At 65.9% G+C, this 13,449-nt stretch carries 14 protein-coding genes and 1 tRNA gene; 6 read left to right on the plus strand and 9 right to left on the minus strand.

All coding sequences use genetic code 11. From position 1 onward, the window contains the following. The 5 genes from ACROSR_RS03275 to ACROSR_RS03295 all read right to left on the minus strand — a co-directional run bounded on the left by ACROSR_RS03275 (position 1) and on the right by ACROSR_RS03295 (position 6,324). Positions 1 to 2,364, minus strand: coding sequence for a xanthine dehydrogenase family protein molybdopterin-binding subunit (locus tag ACROSR_RS03275; RefSeq protein ID WP_432682340.1), 2,364 nt, complete (start codon positions 2,362 to 2,364; stop codon positions 1 to 3). A gap of 119 nt (positions 2,365 to 2,483) precedes the next feature. Further along, positions 2,484 to 2,969, minus strand: coding sequence for a (2Fe-2S)-binding protein (locus tag ACROSR_RS03280; protein ID WP_432682341.1), 486 nt, complete (start codon positions 2,967 to 2,969; stop codon positions 2,484 to 2,486). Between the two features lie 117 nt (positions 2,970 to 3,086). Further along, positions 3,087 to 4,079, minus strand: coding sequence for a molybdopterin-binding protein (locus ACROSR_RS03285; protein ID WP_432682342.1), 993 nt, complete (start codon positions 4,077 to 4,079; stop codon positions 3,087 to 3,089). Next, positions 4,076 to 5,041: an XdhC family protein gene (locus ACROSR_RS03290; RefSeq protein ID WP_432682343.1), complete on the minus strand. Its 966-nt coding sequence runs from the start codon at positions 5,039 to 5,041 to the stop codon at positions 4,076 to 4,078. Before ACROSR_RS03290 ends, ACROSR_RS03285 begins: the two co-directional genes overlap by 4 nt. A gap of 2 nt (positions 5,042 to 5,043) precedes the next feature. After that, positions 5,044 to 6,324 (minus strand): vWA domain-containing protein, encoded by a 1,281-nt coding sequence (locus tag ACROSR_RS03295; protein ID WP_432682344.1) that lies wholly within the window; start codon positions 6,322 to 6,324, stop codon positions 5,044 to 5,046. Between the two features lie 576 nt (positions 6,325 to 6,900). Here ACROSR_RS03295 and ACROSR_RS03300 point away from each other — a divergent pair. Then, on the plus strand, positions 6,901 to 7,245 hold the full coding sequence (locus ACROSR_RS03300; RefSeq protein ID WP_432682345.1) for a vWA domain-containing protein: 345 nt from the start codon (positions 6,901 to 6,903) through the stop codon (positions 7,243 to 7,245). A 72-nt stretch (positions 7,246 to 7,317) separates the two neighbouring features. Continuing rightward, positions 7,318 to 7,791: a VPLPA-CTERM sorting domain-containing protein gene (locus tag ACROSR_RS03305; RefSeq protein WP_432682346.1), complete on the plus strand. Its 474-nt coding sequence runs from the start codon at positions 7,318 to 7,320 to the stop codon at positions 7,789 to 7,791. Positions 7,792 to 8,125: 334 nt separating this feature from the next. Here ACROSR_RS03305 and ACROSR_RS03310 read toward each other — a convergent pair whose 3' ends face one another. The 3 genes from ACROSR_RS03310 to ACROSR_RS03320 form a co-directional block, all read right to left on the minus strand. Continuing rightward, positions 8,126 to 8,476, minus strand: coding sequence for a DUF488 domain-containing protein (locus ACROSR_RS03310; RefSeq protein ID WP_432682347.1), 351 nt, complete (start codon positions 8,474 to 8,476; stop codon positions 8,126 to 8,128). Positions 8,477 to 8,503: 27 nt separating this feature from the next. Continuing rightward, positions 8,504 to 8,803, minus strand: a complete 300-nt coding sequence (locus ACROSR_RS03315) for a hexameric tyrosine-coordinated heme protein (protein WP_432682348.1) — start codon at positions 8,801 to 8,803, stop codon at positions 8,504 to 8,506. Positions 8,804 to 9,205: 402 nt separating this feature from the next. Continuing rightward, positions 9,206 to 9,289: transfer RNA gene (locus tag ACROSR_RS03320), tRNA-Leu, on the minus strand. Positions 9,290 to 9,593: 304 nt separating this feature from the next. Here ACROSR_RS03320 and ACROSR_RS03325 point away from each other — a divergent pair. Together ACROSR_RS03325 and ACROSR_RS03330 are read left to right on the plus strand one after the other, a co-directional pair. After that, positions 9,594 to 10,172: a YqaA family protein gene (locus tag ACROSR_RS03325; protein ID WP_432682349.1), complete on the plus strand. Its 579-nt coding sequence runs from the start codon at positions 9,594 to 9,596 to the stop codon at positions 10,170 to 10,172. Next, positions 10,172 to 10,636 carry a disulfide bond formation protein B gene (locus ACROSR_RS03330; RefSeq protein WP_432682350.1) on the plus strand — a complete coding sequence of 155 codons (465 nt, stop codon included), beginning with the start codon at positions 10,172 to 10,174 and terminating at the stop codon, positions 10,634 to 10,636. Before ACROSR_RS03325 ends, ACROSR_RS03330 begins: the two co-directional genes overlap by 1 nt. Positions 10,637 to 10,891: 255 nt before the next feature. Here the strand turns inward: ACROSR_RS03330 and ACROSR_RS03335 are convergent, their stop codons facing one another. Beyond that, positions 10,892 to 11,320: an Lrp/AsnC family transcriptional regulator gene (locus tag ACROSR_RS03335; protein ID WP_432682351.1), complete on the minus strand. Its 429-nt coding sequence runs from the start codon at positions 11,318 to 11,320 to the stop codon at positions 10,892 to 10,894. Positions 11,321 to 11,437: 117 nt separating this feature from the next. On the opposite strand from ACROSR_RS03335, the gene rocF reads away from it, so the two are divergent. Both rocF and ocd read left to right on the plus strand, forming a co-directional pair. After that, complete coding sequence (gene rocF, locus ACROSR_RS03340) at positions 11,438 to 12,367, plus strand: arginase (RefSeq protein WP_432682352.1); 930 nt, start codon at positions 11,438 to 11,440, stop codon at positions 12,365 to 12,367. Between the two features lie 10 nt (positions 12,368 to 12,377). After that, positions 12,378 to 13,427 (plus strand): ornithine cyclodeaminase, encoded by a 1,050-nt coding sequence (gene ocd / locus ACROSR_RS03345; protein ID WP_432682353.1) that lies wholly within the window; start codon positions 12,378 to 12,380, stop codon positions 13,425 to 13,427. Positions 13,428 to 13,449 lie beyond the last annotated feature (22 nt).

Here is a 13,449-nt window from a genome sequence, read left to right on the forward strand (position 1 = left end):
TTATGCCTGCATCGCCTGCCACACACGCGACGGCGACAGTGGCATGTCGATATGGGTGACGGGCTTGCCGCCCGAATGCAGCGCGTCGATCACCGCGTTGACGACCGCCGGCGGCGTGCCGATCGCGCCGGCCTCGCCACAGCCCTTCACGCCGAGCGGGTTATGCGTGCAGGGGGTCTGGCACGAATGATCCACCTGGAAGAACGGCACGTCATCAGCCCGCGGCATGGCGTAATCCATGTAGGAGCCGCTTTGAAGCTGGCCGTTCTCGTCATAGACGCACGCCTCAAGCAGCGCCTGCCCGATCCCCTGCCCGATGCCGCCATGCACTTGCCCGTCCACGATCATCGGGTTGATCACGTTGCCGAAATCATCGGCGGCGGCAAAGCGTTCGATGGTCACGCGGCCGGTCTCGGGATCGACCTCGACCTCGCAGGCATAGGCACCCGAAGGATAGGTGAAGTTCGCAGGGTCGTAAAACGCGGTTTCCTCCAGCCCCGGCTCGATATCCTCGAGCGGGTAGTTGTGCGGCACGTAGGCCGCGAGGGTGACATCGCCCCAGGCCACCGACTTGTCTGTGCCCGCGACGGTGAACTGGCCGTCCTTAAGCTCGATATCGGCCTCGGCGGCCTCCATCAGATGCGCGGCGATCTTGCGCGCCTTGTTGATGATCTTCTCGGTGGCGCGCACCATGGCGGACCCGCCCACGGCGATCGAACGGCTGCCATAGGTGCCCATACCCATCGGCGAATTGGCCGTGTCGCCATGCACGATCTCGATCTGGTCGGCGTCGATGCCGATCATCTCGGCCACCACTTGCGCAAACGAGGTCTCGTGCCCCTGCCCGTGGCTGTGGCTGCCGGTCATAACGGTGAGCCCGCCGGTGGCGTTGACCCGTACCGTGGCGCTCTCGTACAGTCCGGCGCGCGCACCAAGTTGTCCCACGAGGTTCGAGGGCGCGATGCCGCAGGCCTCGATATAGCAGTTGACGCCAAGCCCGCGCAGCAGACCCTTCGCCTCGCTTTCCTTGCGGCGCGCGTCGAAGCCCTTGAGGTCGGCGATCTCCTCCAGCTTGTCGACCGTCGCGTGGTAGTCGCCGGTATCGTATTCCACCGCCACCGGGGTGGCATAGGGAAACTCGGTGATGAAGTTCTGCCGCCGCAAGGCCAGCGGATCGACGCCAAGCTCGCGCGCCGCCTTGTCGATGACACGTTCCAGCTGGTACGTCGCCTCGGGGCGCCCGGCGCCGCGATAGGCATCGACCGGCACCGTGTTGGTAAAGACCGCCTTGACGTTCACGTAGATCAGCGGCGTCTTGTAGTTGCCGGCCATCAGCGTGCCGTGCAGCCAAGTGGGGATAGACGGCGCGAAGGTCGACAGATACGCCCCCATATTGGCATGCGTGTCCGTGCGCAGCGCGGCGAAATTGTTGTCGGCATCCAGCGCCAGTTCGATCTTCGTCACGTGATCGCGGCCATGGGCATCTGTCATGAACGCCTCGGACCGAGAGCAGGTCCACTTGACGGGCCGGTTGAGCGCCTTGGCGGCAAAGGTGCAGAACGCCTCCTCGGCATAATGAAAGATCTTCGAGCCAAACCCGCCGCCCACGTCGGGGGCCACCACGCGCAGCTTGTGCTCGGGGATGCCCAGCACGAAGGCCCCCATCAGCAACCGGATCACATGCGGGTTCTGGCTCGTCGTATATAGCGTGTGATCCCCCGTCGACCGGTTGAAATCGGCCACCGCGACACGTGGCTCCATCGGATTGGCAATCAGGCGGTTGTTGACCAGTTCCAGCGTGGTGACGTGGGCAGCTTTCTCGAACGCCTCATCGACCGCCGCCTTGTTCTCCTCGACAAAGCCCCAGTCATAGCACAAGTTCGAGGTCAAATCGTCATGCACCTTCGGCGCGCCGTCCTCCAGCGCCGCCTTCATGTCGACAACGGCGGGCAGTTCCTCGATATCCAGCTCGATCGCCTCGGCGGCGTCGCGGGCCTGCTCGCGTGTCTCGGCCACCACCGCGGCGATCGGATCGCCCACGTGGCGCACCTTGCCCTGCGCCAGCACCGGATGCCCCGGCTCCTGCATCACCTCGCCAAAGCGGTCGGTCACCTGCCAGCCGCAAGGCAGCCCGCCGATGCCCTCGAAATCCTTGCCGGTGAAAACGCGCAGCACGCCGGGCATGGCCTCGGCGGCGCTGGTATCCACGCTCGTCAGCCGCCCATGCCCCACGTCCGAGCGCAGGAAATGCACATAGGCCTGGCCTCGCAGGTTGATGTCATCGGTATAATTACCGGTCCCGGTCAGGAACCGCACGTCCTCGCGCCGCTTGCTGCTGGCGCCGATGCCCCCATCCTTTGGCATGTCTCGATCCTCCCAAATGTTGCGGGTCTCACCCCCCGTGCCCCCGCCGCGCCTTCATCTTTCCCGAAATACTCCGGGGGAGCGCCGCAGGCGCGGGGGCAGCGCCCCCTGGAATGCCCTCATTCCGCCGCGATGCGGCTGACATCCTGCCCAGAGGCGGCCAGAACCGCCTTGACGATGTTATGATAGCCCGTGCAGCGACAGATATTGCCTTCGAGGTAATCGCGCACCTCGGCCTCCGTGGGTGTCGGGTTCTCGTCCAGAAGGGCTGCCGCCGACATTACCATGCCCGGCGTGCAAAAGCCGCATTGCAGCCCGTGATGCTCCTTGAACGCGGCCTGAATGGGGTGCAGCGTGCCGTCGGTCTCGGCCATGCCCTCGATCGTGGTCACGCCGGCGCCTTCGGCCTCGGCAGCGAACATCGTGCAGGCCTTCACCGCGCGACCATCGACATGCACCACGCAGGCGCCGCACTGGCTGGTGTCGCATCCGACATGCGTGCCGGTCAGGCCCAGGTTCTCCCTCAGGAATTCGACAAGCAGCGTGCGGCCTTCGATCTGCCCCGACGCTGGCTTGCCATTCACGGTCATTGTGACCTCTGGCATTGGCTCCTCCCGATTGACTAGTACCATCACTTGGCGGTCCTCCACCGCCATGATCAGGCCTTGGCTGGCATCACTAAAGCACGCCTTTAGGCACTTGAGAACCCGGTTTCTCGCGGTTCAGCGATATGTTGCACGGCGCGGCTGCGGCCGGCTGGGGATCTCCTTGAGCAATCCGCCCACCCCCATGCGCGCGATCTCGTCGGTGCCGCAAGCAAGCCCGCAGGCCAGCCGCGCCAACACCCAGTCGGCGCCATGCAGGACCGGGCTGCGCGCCGAGCCCGGCAAGCCGATCACGGGCCGTTCGCCCAGCCGGCCGAAAAACAGCAGGTTGCCGGGATCGACCGGCATCCCGAACCGCGTCACCTCGCCTCCAGCCTCGCGCAGCGCCTGTGGCGCGGTGTCGTTTGGATCGGAGGTGGCCGAGCCGGCGAGGACAAGCACGATTTCACCCGTTGACGCGGCTATCGCACGGGCGAGCGCGCCGGTGTCATGCGCGCAGATCACCGTCTCGGCCATCTCCATCCCCAGCCCGGTGACGCGCGCCGCGACCGCGTCCGCGCCCTTGTTCCCCGGCCCGCCCGGCGTGTCGGTGATGATCAGGCTCGCCGTGCCATATTGGGCCACAGCCAGCCGCAGCGCCCCGCGCGCGGCATCGGCGGCCCGCGACAGGGCGTCACCGGGTACGCCGTAGGCGATGATCTTGACCGTTGCCATCATGCCACCGGCGCGGATCTGGTGGTGGTCCGGCACGGTTGCCACGGTGATCATCGGGTCCACGGCATTGGCGGCATGGATCGCGCCTGCCTCAAGGCACACCACACCGGGCCGATCGGCCGTCAGGTTCACCCGGCCCGTGACGGCCCGGCTTAGGCTGATGCCCGCCGCGCCGTCCTGAAGCGCCTCGGCAAGGGTCCGCGCCGCGTCGTCCTCGTGCAGATCTCCGGCATCGAGGCGTGCGACGGTGACGCTGCCGTACCCCGCCGCGCGCAAGGCCGCGATCTGCGTGGCCCCCAGCACGACGCCCTTGCGCAGCCGACCGTCCGCGACCCGTTCGGAATGTGCGAGGATGCCGCCCTCGGCCCGGTCCAGCGGCACGGGTCCGAACCTCATGCGCCGCGCCGCAGGACGCTGATCATCTCGGCAAGAATGCTGACCGCGATCTCGGACGGCCCCGCAGCACCGATATCCAGCCCGATGGGCGCGTGGATGCGGGCGATCTCGGCCTCCGAACACCCGGCCTCCTGCAATCGGGCGACGCGCGCGGCATGCGTCCGGGTCGAGCCGAGCGCGCCGATATAGACCACGTCCGAGCGCAGCGCCTCGATCAGCGCGGGGTCATCAAGCTTGGGGTCGTGCGTCAGCAGCACCAGCGCGGTGCGCGCGTCGAGGCCAAGCGCCCGGAGGCCCTCGTCGGGCCAGTCATGCAGCACGGTCTCGCCGGGAAAGCGTGTCTCGGACGCGAAGCTTTCGCGCGGATCCACCAGCAGCGGGTCGAACCCCGCGATCCGCGCCATCGGAACGAGGGCCTGGGCGATATGCACCGCGCCCACGACGATCAGCCGCAGCGGCGGGTTGTGGATGGCGACGAAGGTGGTGCCGTCAGCCTCGAACCCCGAGCGATCCATGCGAAAGCGGTCGGCGTGGCCCTCACGCTCCAGCCGGCGGTCCACGTCGAGGCCCGTGACATAGGCGACCGGCACGCGCCCCTCCCGGGCCAGAACCAGATCGGCCAGCAGATCCTCGGGCATGACCGATCCCACGGGTTCGACCAGCACGCGGATTGTGCCGCCGCAGGCCAGCCCCACGGCAAAGGCATCGCCGTCGCTGACCCCGTATTCCAGCATGACGGGCTTGCCGGCCTCGATGGCGTCCAGCGCCTCGGCGACCACCGCGCCCTCGACGCAGCCGCCCGAGACCGAGCCCGCGATCTCGCCCTCGCCCGAAATCACCAGCTGGCTTCCCACCCGGCGCGGCGCGCTGCCCCATGTCTCGACAACCGTGGCCAGCGCGGCGCCCTTGCCCGCGCGGTGCCAGGCCAGGGCCGTTTCGGGCGTGTCGTCGAACCTCTCCATCGTCATGCTCCTTTCCGGACCTCACCGCCCTGCATTGCCGCCATCAGACGCGCCTTTTCGCCGGTATCGCCCGGCCGCGAGATCGCGTCGGCCAGATCGTCGAGCGTGGCGATCGAATGGCCGGCGCGGAACGCGTCCACATGCGGCAGCATCGCGCGGATGCCCTGCGCCTTGGCCGCGAAGCCCTCCCACCGCAACAGCGGGTTGAGCCATAAAAGCCGCCGCGACGACAGGTGCAGCCGCTCCATCTCGCGCGCCAGATCCTCGGGCGCGTCGCGATCCAGCCCGTCGGTGATCAGCAGGACGACCGCGCCCTGCCCCATCACCCGCCGCGACCAGTCCCGGTTGAAGGCGTGCAGACAGGCCCCGATCCGGGTGCCACCCTCCCAGTCCTGCGCCTGCCGCCCGGCGGCGGCAAGGGCGGCGTCGACATCGCGCGTCGCCAGATGCCGGGTGATATTGGTCAACCGCGTCCCGAAGGTGAAGGCGTGCACCTCGGCCCAGCCCGCGCCCTTCTGGTTGGCGACGGCATGCAGGAAATGCAGCACCATGCGGCTGTACTGGCTCATGGAGCCCGAGATGTCGCACAGCACCACCAGGTTCGGCCAGCGATCGCGCGGCGCCTTGCGGTGGATGCGCCGCATCTCGCCCCCATGGCGCAGCGCGCCGCGCATCGACCGGCGCATGTCGATCCGCACGCCTTGCGGGCTGGCGATGCCACGGCGCGAGGCAAAGGGTTTCACCGGCAGCCGCAGCCGCGCCAGCATGCGCTTGGCCTCGGCGATCTCGGCGGTGCTCATCTGCTCGAAGTCAAGCTGGCGCAGACGTTCCTCGGCCGACATGGTGGCCGAGGCGTCGATGTCGATCTGGATCTCGTCACTATCGTGATCCTCGACCTCGGGGGCGTCCTGCGCCACGCCGTCCAGCAATGCCTCGGCGGCGCGTTTCTCGGCCGCCTGCGCACCGCGATCCTCCTGCACGCCGCGAATGGCGGGCAGCATCATCGCCATCATGTGCTCCATGTAGCGCGGATCGCGCCAGTAAAGCCGAAAGATCTGCGCAAAGACCGCCAGATGTTCGGGCCGGGTGACAAGCGAAGCGCGCAGGGCGTAGAAGAAATCAGCGCGGCTGGTGAACCCGGCGGCGGCAACGGCGCGCACCGCGTCGATCATTTGCCCCGGCCCGACCGGCAGCCCGGCGGCCCTCAGCGCACGCGCGAAGTGGGTGATGTTGTGACCCAGCTTGGGATCGTCCGGCAGGTCGAGGTCCGCGTATCGGGGCATTGCAGGTCAGCCAAACGCTTGTTGCATCTGTCCCGACCCTAACACCTTGATGAGAAATCGGAACAGGAAACATCCAACCTGCCCGGCAGCCCCGGTCCGTAGCCCATTGCAACACGGCCGTCGCGGCAGGCCGTCCCGACCGAGCCTGACAGGCATCGCGACCCCCGGATTTCCGGCGCCTGCCCCCCTGAGGTCCCAGCCGCACAGCCGGACCGGCCCATCCCACCTGCGCAACCACCATGAACCGGGCATGGCGATGACCGTTTCCGCGGCGATAAATTCCAAAAATGACACAGCACGCCAAGCCCGAAATCATTGTTTCTTGATCGCAAAATACTGTTCAAAAAAATTAAACGTACAATCAATGACATGCTGATTTCATTCATAAAAATCACCTTGGACACTGGAAAATCGTGCCGGGGCACGCGGCCAAGTGGTAATCTTGGTTAACGTCGCAACCGGCACCCCTGATCCACCAAGCGTTCCCCGGCACGCGACGTTGAATGGATCACCCCGTCGTTCCTGACTTTGCCTCATGAACGGCCACGAAGGTGAATATTTATTGGAGGACAGACCATGATACGGAATTTTCTAAGCCTCGGCCTTGCAGCAGCGGGGGCGCTGGCACTGACTGGACTGACGGCGGGCACCGTCCACGCCGCGACCGTGAACACGAACGCGAATGTCATCTTCATCGTCGATGAATCCGGCTCGATGGCTGGTGAGCAGGCATTCCTGAAAGATACCGTCGTCGACGCCCTGGATAGTGGTCTGGCGGCGGAGGGCGTGACCAACCGCTCCTACGGGGTTGTCGGCTTTGGCGGCATTCCCGCAGAGCCGCGAGATGCCGGGTCGGGTCTGATGAACACGACCGACACCAAGACTGCGATTGACAGTCTTGCCACATCCGGCGGGTTTTAAGACGGGTACGCCGCAATCAACTTCGCGCTTGGATACTCTTTCACCGCCGGCGCCGCTGTCAATTTCATTCTCGTGACGGATGAAGACCGGGATGTGACGGCCGGGTCGACCCTGAACTTCGGGAATATTCAACAGGCGCTCAGCAGCCGGAACATTTTGTTGAACGCGATCGTGAACAATGCATTCAGGTCTGACAGCGGCACGGCCCTCGGCATCGACGACGACGGGAAGGGCTATGTCGAGGACGGAGCCGGCGGCTTCACGGCTGTTGCAAACGGAATCGCTGGGTCCGGCTTCGGAACCACAACCCAGGATTACGTGGACCTCGCCCTCGCGACCGGTGGTGCCGCGTGGGACCTCAACCAGCTTCGGGCGGGTGGTGATACCGCGAGTTCGTTCGCGAAGGCCTTTATCGACATCAAGGTGTCTGAGATCGCAACCCAGGAGCCGGTCAGCAACCCGATCCCGTTGCCGGCGGCAGCTTGGCTTCTTTTGACGGGTATTGGTAGCGTTGCGGCGCTGCGCCGTCGCAAGAAAGCCGCGTAACCTCGACCCGACAATGCGCCACCACATGGCCCGCCTCGATCCACACAGGCGGGCCATCCATCACCCGCAGGTAAGGTCGCACCAATCCTTCAAGAGCCATATCCGTGCCCTCTGATCAATGATGCGACGATCCGAATCCGACCGTCAGCACCGACGCGGATGGCATGCGTGTCTCAGGGCAGCGGGCCGGCCCCGAAGAGGGCCGGGTGCAGCCAGATCAGCGTGACGTAGAGGACGAAACCCGCTGCCAGGCGACGCACCGCATCTTGTGGAAGCGCGTGATAGGAGCGCATTGGCAACATCGTCGCGCAGCCGGTCTAAGTCCCCGTCCATGTCACTCCGCTTGCGTCGGTCGATCAGGCGTCCGCCAAGGACGGCGTGCCGAGCGGAACGAAGGCACAGCCCGCATGCAGCACCAGGCAAGGCAGCGCGCGACCGCCGCGTGGCTCTCGCCAAGCTCCGCGAGGTAGCGGCTCCGGAACCCGTCCCACCGCGCGGGGTCGTGGCCGAACCATTTGCGCAAGCCGCTGGAGGGCGCCGCATCGCGGATCCAGTCATCGGCTTGCAACGCGTCCTTGCGCACGCCCCGCGGCCAGACGCGGTCGACCAGCAGGCGCGCACCGGACAGGTCCGACAGATCGTCATGGACCCGTGCGAGGCGGATCTGGAAAGGGGTGTCGGTCATTCGCGGCCTCGCCTCCGGGACGACCGGTCACTCGCGCCAGTACTCGTTGGCGGCGGCGATCGTCGCGAAATACTCGGCGACCACGCCGGAGGCGTCGATCAGGCTGTCGGGATCGTGGGAATAGTTCGGGCGCAGTTTGTGCAGGGTCTCGACATCGGGTTGCGTCGTCTTGACCGCCGTGCGCGCCATCGTGACCGCCAGATCGAAGCCTTCGGCAGGCGTCTCGGTCATCAACGTCGGCAGCCAAGTTTCGGTGCCGTCCTGCGCTGTTGCCGGGGTCATCAGCAGACAGGCACCGACAAGGGGGGCGAGAAGATGGCGGGTCATGGCTGTCTCCTGTGCTTGGTCAAGTGACGTTCAGGATTAGGTGCGGCTGCGGTGGCGTGCGATGACGGCCCCGGATCACTATCTGAGCCGCGGACAAGACCCCTCGGTCCCGAGCCGCAAAGGCCCGCCCGGATAGACGATATCGCGCTGACGTCGGCCCCTGCTGACTGAAAAAGGATTTTCCCCGATAGCCATGATAGCATCCCACACCCTGTCGGAGCGGCTCAGGTGCATGGCAAAAGGGCGCAGATTCTCGGCGCCGCCTGCACAATCGGCGCATCGGTGATCTAATACGGTGCTGATCGCCTTGATCGCCCGGCGAGGTGCCGGGTGCGCCGATCCGGTTCGGCCGGGCGCTGCAACCGATCCTGTTCGGGGGCATGTCCCGTCAGTGATGTAGGATGGTGCGGGTGGTCGGACTCGAACCGACACTCCTTGCGGAAAGGGTGTTTGAGACCCTCGCGTCTACCGTTCCGCCACACCCGCACTGCGCGCGTCCCGAAAACGATCGGAACACGGAACCCTATACGCCCCAACGCGCCGTCGGGTTCGACCCGGCGCGTGTGCCCTAGTTCGGGGCGCGTGGCGCAATCATCGGGGCAAGATCCGGAAAACCGGATTATGTCCGCGCAGCACGCCATCCCGTGGTAAAAGGCGCACATTATGTCCCTAGCCAAGTGCGCGCGCGCCGTCCAGAGGGTGCGGAGAATTTCGTCCGGTTTCGCGCCAAGGCTTGACCGCGCGGTGTTCGCATGGTGTGTCACGCCATCTGGAACCGGGATGACGGCACATGATCAGATCGCTCTATGACTGGACGTTGCGCATGGCCGAGCACCGCCAGGCGCTCTGGGTTCTCGCATTTGTCAGCTTCATCGAAAGTTCGGTCTTTCCGATCCCGCCAGACGTGCTGATGATCCCGATGATCCTGGCGCGCCCGTCGCGGGCCTGGCTTATCGCCTCGGTGGCGCTGGTGTCGTCGGTGCTGGGCGGGATGCTGGGTTATGCGATCGGCGCGTTCGCCTACCAGGAGATCGGCGTGCCGATCCTCACCGCGCTTGGCAAGGGCGAGGCGATGGTGGCCTTCAGCACGCGGTTCAACGATTTCGGCTTCTGGGCGGTCCTGACAGCCGGAGTGACGCCTTTTCCCTACAAGGTCATCACCATCATGTCGGGCTGGACGGGCATGCCGCTGGCCACCTTTGTCGCCACGTCGATCCTAGCGCGCGGCATCAGGTTTTTCCTCGTTGCCGCGCTGCTGTGGAAGTTCGGCGCGCCCATCCGCGACTTCATCGAGCGCCGTCTGGGACTGCTGACGATCCTGTTCGTCGTGCTGCTGTTCGGAGGCTTCTACGCCACGAGGTTCCTGTGATGCGCCTGTCCCGACGCCAGCTTGTCGTGATCGCCGCTGGTGGTTCGGCAGTCTTGTTGCTGGCGGCCTTCGCGTTCCAGCACATCGGCAACATGGCGCCCTGTTCTTTGTGCGTCTGGCAGCGCTGGCCGCACGCGATTGCCGTCGCCTGCGGGGTAGTGGCGCTTTTTGCCCTGCCCCGATTGATGGCGCTTGCCGGCATGATGGCGGCGCTTGCCACGGCGGCGATCGGCGGCTACCACACGGGCGTCGAACGCGGCTGGTGGGAGGGTCCGGCAACCTGCACCTCCTCGAGCACGTCCGGCCTCAGCGCCGACGAGCTTTTCGACCGGATCATGGCCGCGCCGCTGGTACGCTGCGACGAGGTGCCGTGGCAGATGCTGGGCCTGTCGATGGCCAGCTGGAACATGGTGGCGGCGCTCGGGCTTGCGGCGATCTGGTTCATGGCTCTGCGCGCCCACTGAGGGGCGTGACGACGGGCCAGTGACCTGACGCGGACGTGCGCACAAACCGCGCCATCACATGCCCGCGGGCAGGCGATCCAACGGCATTTCAACGCATTTTATTACTGCGTCCCGAAAAAGCCCCGTTCGATACGCCAAATTCGACAAATCGCCTGTCCGGGGGGCGGACATGCGATGACGCTGTGGCGCGGCGCGCTGCGTATCGCGCCGGGTTTGTAGCTTTTAGGTCCGTATCCGGCCAGCCGCTCCACCACCCTACCCTCCCGATTTCCAGGTATTGAGCAGCAGGCTGGTTTCCGAACTGGCGATTCCGTCAAAGCGACGGATCTGTGCCAGCACCCGGTCGAGCGCCTCCAGCGTTTCTGTGCCGATCTCGACGATCACGTCCCAGCGGCCATTGGTGGTGTGCATCGCACGCACCGCGCTCAAGCCCCCAAGCTGGCGCAGGATCCGTTCGGTGCCGCGCCCCTCGATGCCCAGCATCATAAGCCCGCGCACCGGATCGCGCGCCGCGTCGCCGCGCAGCACCACACTGAACCCGATAATCTCGCCGCGCGCGCGCAGCCGCTCGATCCGGGCCCGCACGGTGGTCCGCGACACGCCCAGACCGATCGCCAGATCCGAGAGCGACGCACGCGCATCATGGCGCAGCATCGAGATGAGCGCCGTGTCCGTTGCATCCATTTCGCAGGTTCAGCCTTTCGTTTTGAACGATAACCCAACGATTTGTACAAAACAGCGGCTTCAATTCAACCCGTTTCGGCAACATTCTGATATGATACGCAACGATACGAGTATGTCATGATCCCCAAGACCATTATCCTGATCGGTGCCCCTGTCGATAGCGGCAAGGACCGGCGCGGCTGCCTGATGGGTCCCGACGCCTATCGCACCGCAGGTCTTGTCGAGGCGCTGGGCGATCTGGGCCACGGCGTCCGCGATACGGGAAATCTCGCGCCGACCAGTGCCGCGCCCGATCCCGAAATACCGCCGCATGTCCATGCCCCGGCGCAGACGGCCGGCTGGACCGCGACGCTGGCCGGCGCCGCACGGGACGCGATGCAGGACGGCCTGCCCATTTTTCTGGGGGGCGATCACAGCCTGTCGCTGGGCTCCATGGCCGGGGTCGCGGATCACGCGGCGTCCACGGGGCGCCCGCAATTCATCCTGTGGCTCGACGCGCATAGCGACATCCACACGCCGCAAAGCACCGAGTCGGGCAACCTGCACGGCACGCCCATCGGCTATGTCACCGGGCGACCGGGCTTTCACGGCTTCCCGCCCGTCGCCCACCCGGTGCCGCAGGAAAATATCTGCATGCTCGGCCTCCGGTCTGTCGATGCGGCCGAACGCGCGGCCCTCGACGGCATGGCGATCCGCACCCATGACATGCGCGAGATCGACGAGCGCGGGATCGCCCGCCCGCTCGCCGCGTTCCTGTCGGATGTCGAGAACGCGGGCGGGATGCTGCATGTCTCGCTCGACGTGGATTTCCTCGACCCCGGCGTCGCGCCCGCCGTCGGCACCACCGTGCCCGGCGGCGCCACCATGCGCGAGGCGCATCTGGTGATGGAGATGGTCAGCGACAGCGGCCTGCTGACCTCGCTCGATCTGGTGGAGTTGAACCCGTTTCTCGACGAGCGCGGGCGCACCGCGCAGGTGATGGTCGATCTCGCGGCCTCGGCGCTTGGCCGCCGCGTCTTCGATCGCCCCACCCAAGCCCATAACTGAGGATTTCCCCATGACGCTTGCCCCCTCCGACAAGGCGCTGGTGCCGTTCGTTTCAGTCGAGAACATGATGAAGCTGGTGCATCACATCGGGATAGAGCCGATGCTGCGCGGTCTGGCCGAGTATATCGAGGCCGATTTTCGCCGCTGGTCCCTCTTCGACAAAAGCCCGCGCATCGCGTCGCATTCCGCCGAGGGCGTGATCGAGCTGATGCCCACCTCGGATGGCGAGGTCTACGGGTTCAAGTACGTGAACGGCCACCCCAAGAACACGCGCGCCGGATTGCAGACCGTCACCGCCTTCGGGCTGCTGGCCAATGTCGGCAACGGCTACCCTGTGCTTTTGTCGGAAATGACGGTGCTGACCGCCCTGCGCACCGCCGCGACCTCGGGCATGGTGGCCAAACATCTCGCCCCGAAAGGCGCGCACACCATGGCGATGATCGGCGCCGGCGCGCAGTCCGAATTCCAGAGCCTCGCGATGAAGGCGCTGGTCGGCATCACATCCGTGCGGCTTTACGACATCGACGCCGCGGCAACCGCGAAGGCGGCGCGCAACCTTGCCGGAACCGGTCTGGAGGTGGTGACATGCGACAGCCCCGAACAGGCCATCGAGGGCGCGCAGATCATCACCACCTGCACCGCCGACAAGCAATACGCGACGATCCTGACCGACAACATGGTCGGGTCCGGCGTGCACATAAACGCCATCGGCGGCGACTGTCCGGGCAAGACGGAACTGGCGCCCGGTGTGCTGAACCGCTCCATCATCTTCGTGGAATACCCCGAGCAGACACGGATCGAGGGCGAGATCCAGCAGCTTGCCCCGGACCATCCCGTCACCGAGATGTGGCAGGTGCTGGCCGGCGAGGCGCCGGGGCGCACGTCAGCGGGGCAGATCACGCTGTTCGACAGCGTCGGCTTCGCCATCGAGGATTTCTCGGCGCTGCGCTATATCCGCGATCATGTCGGCGGAAGCGACTATTACCTCAACCTTGATCTGCTGGCCGATCCCGACGACCCGCGCGATCTGTTCGGCATGGTCCTGCGCGCCGCCCCGTGATGCCGCGCTGCAGCTTGATCCT

The sequence above is a fragment of the Roseovarius tibetensis genome (assembly GCF_050896375.1).
In the GTDB taxonomy this organism is placed as follows: Bacteria; Pseudomonadota; Alphaproteobacteria; order Rhodobacterales; family Rhodobacteraceae; genus Roseovarius; species Roseovarius tibetensis.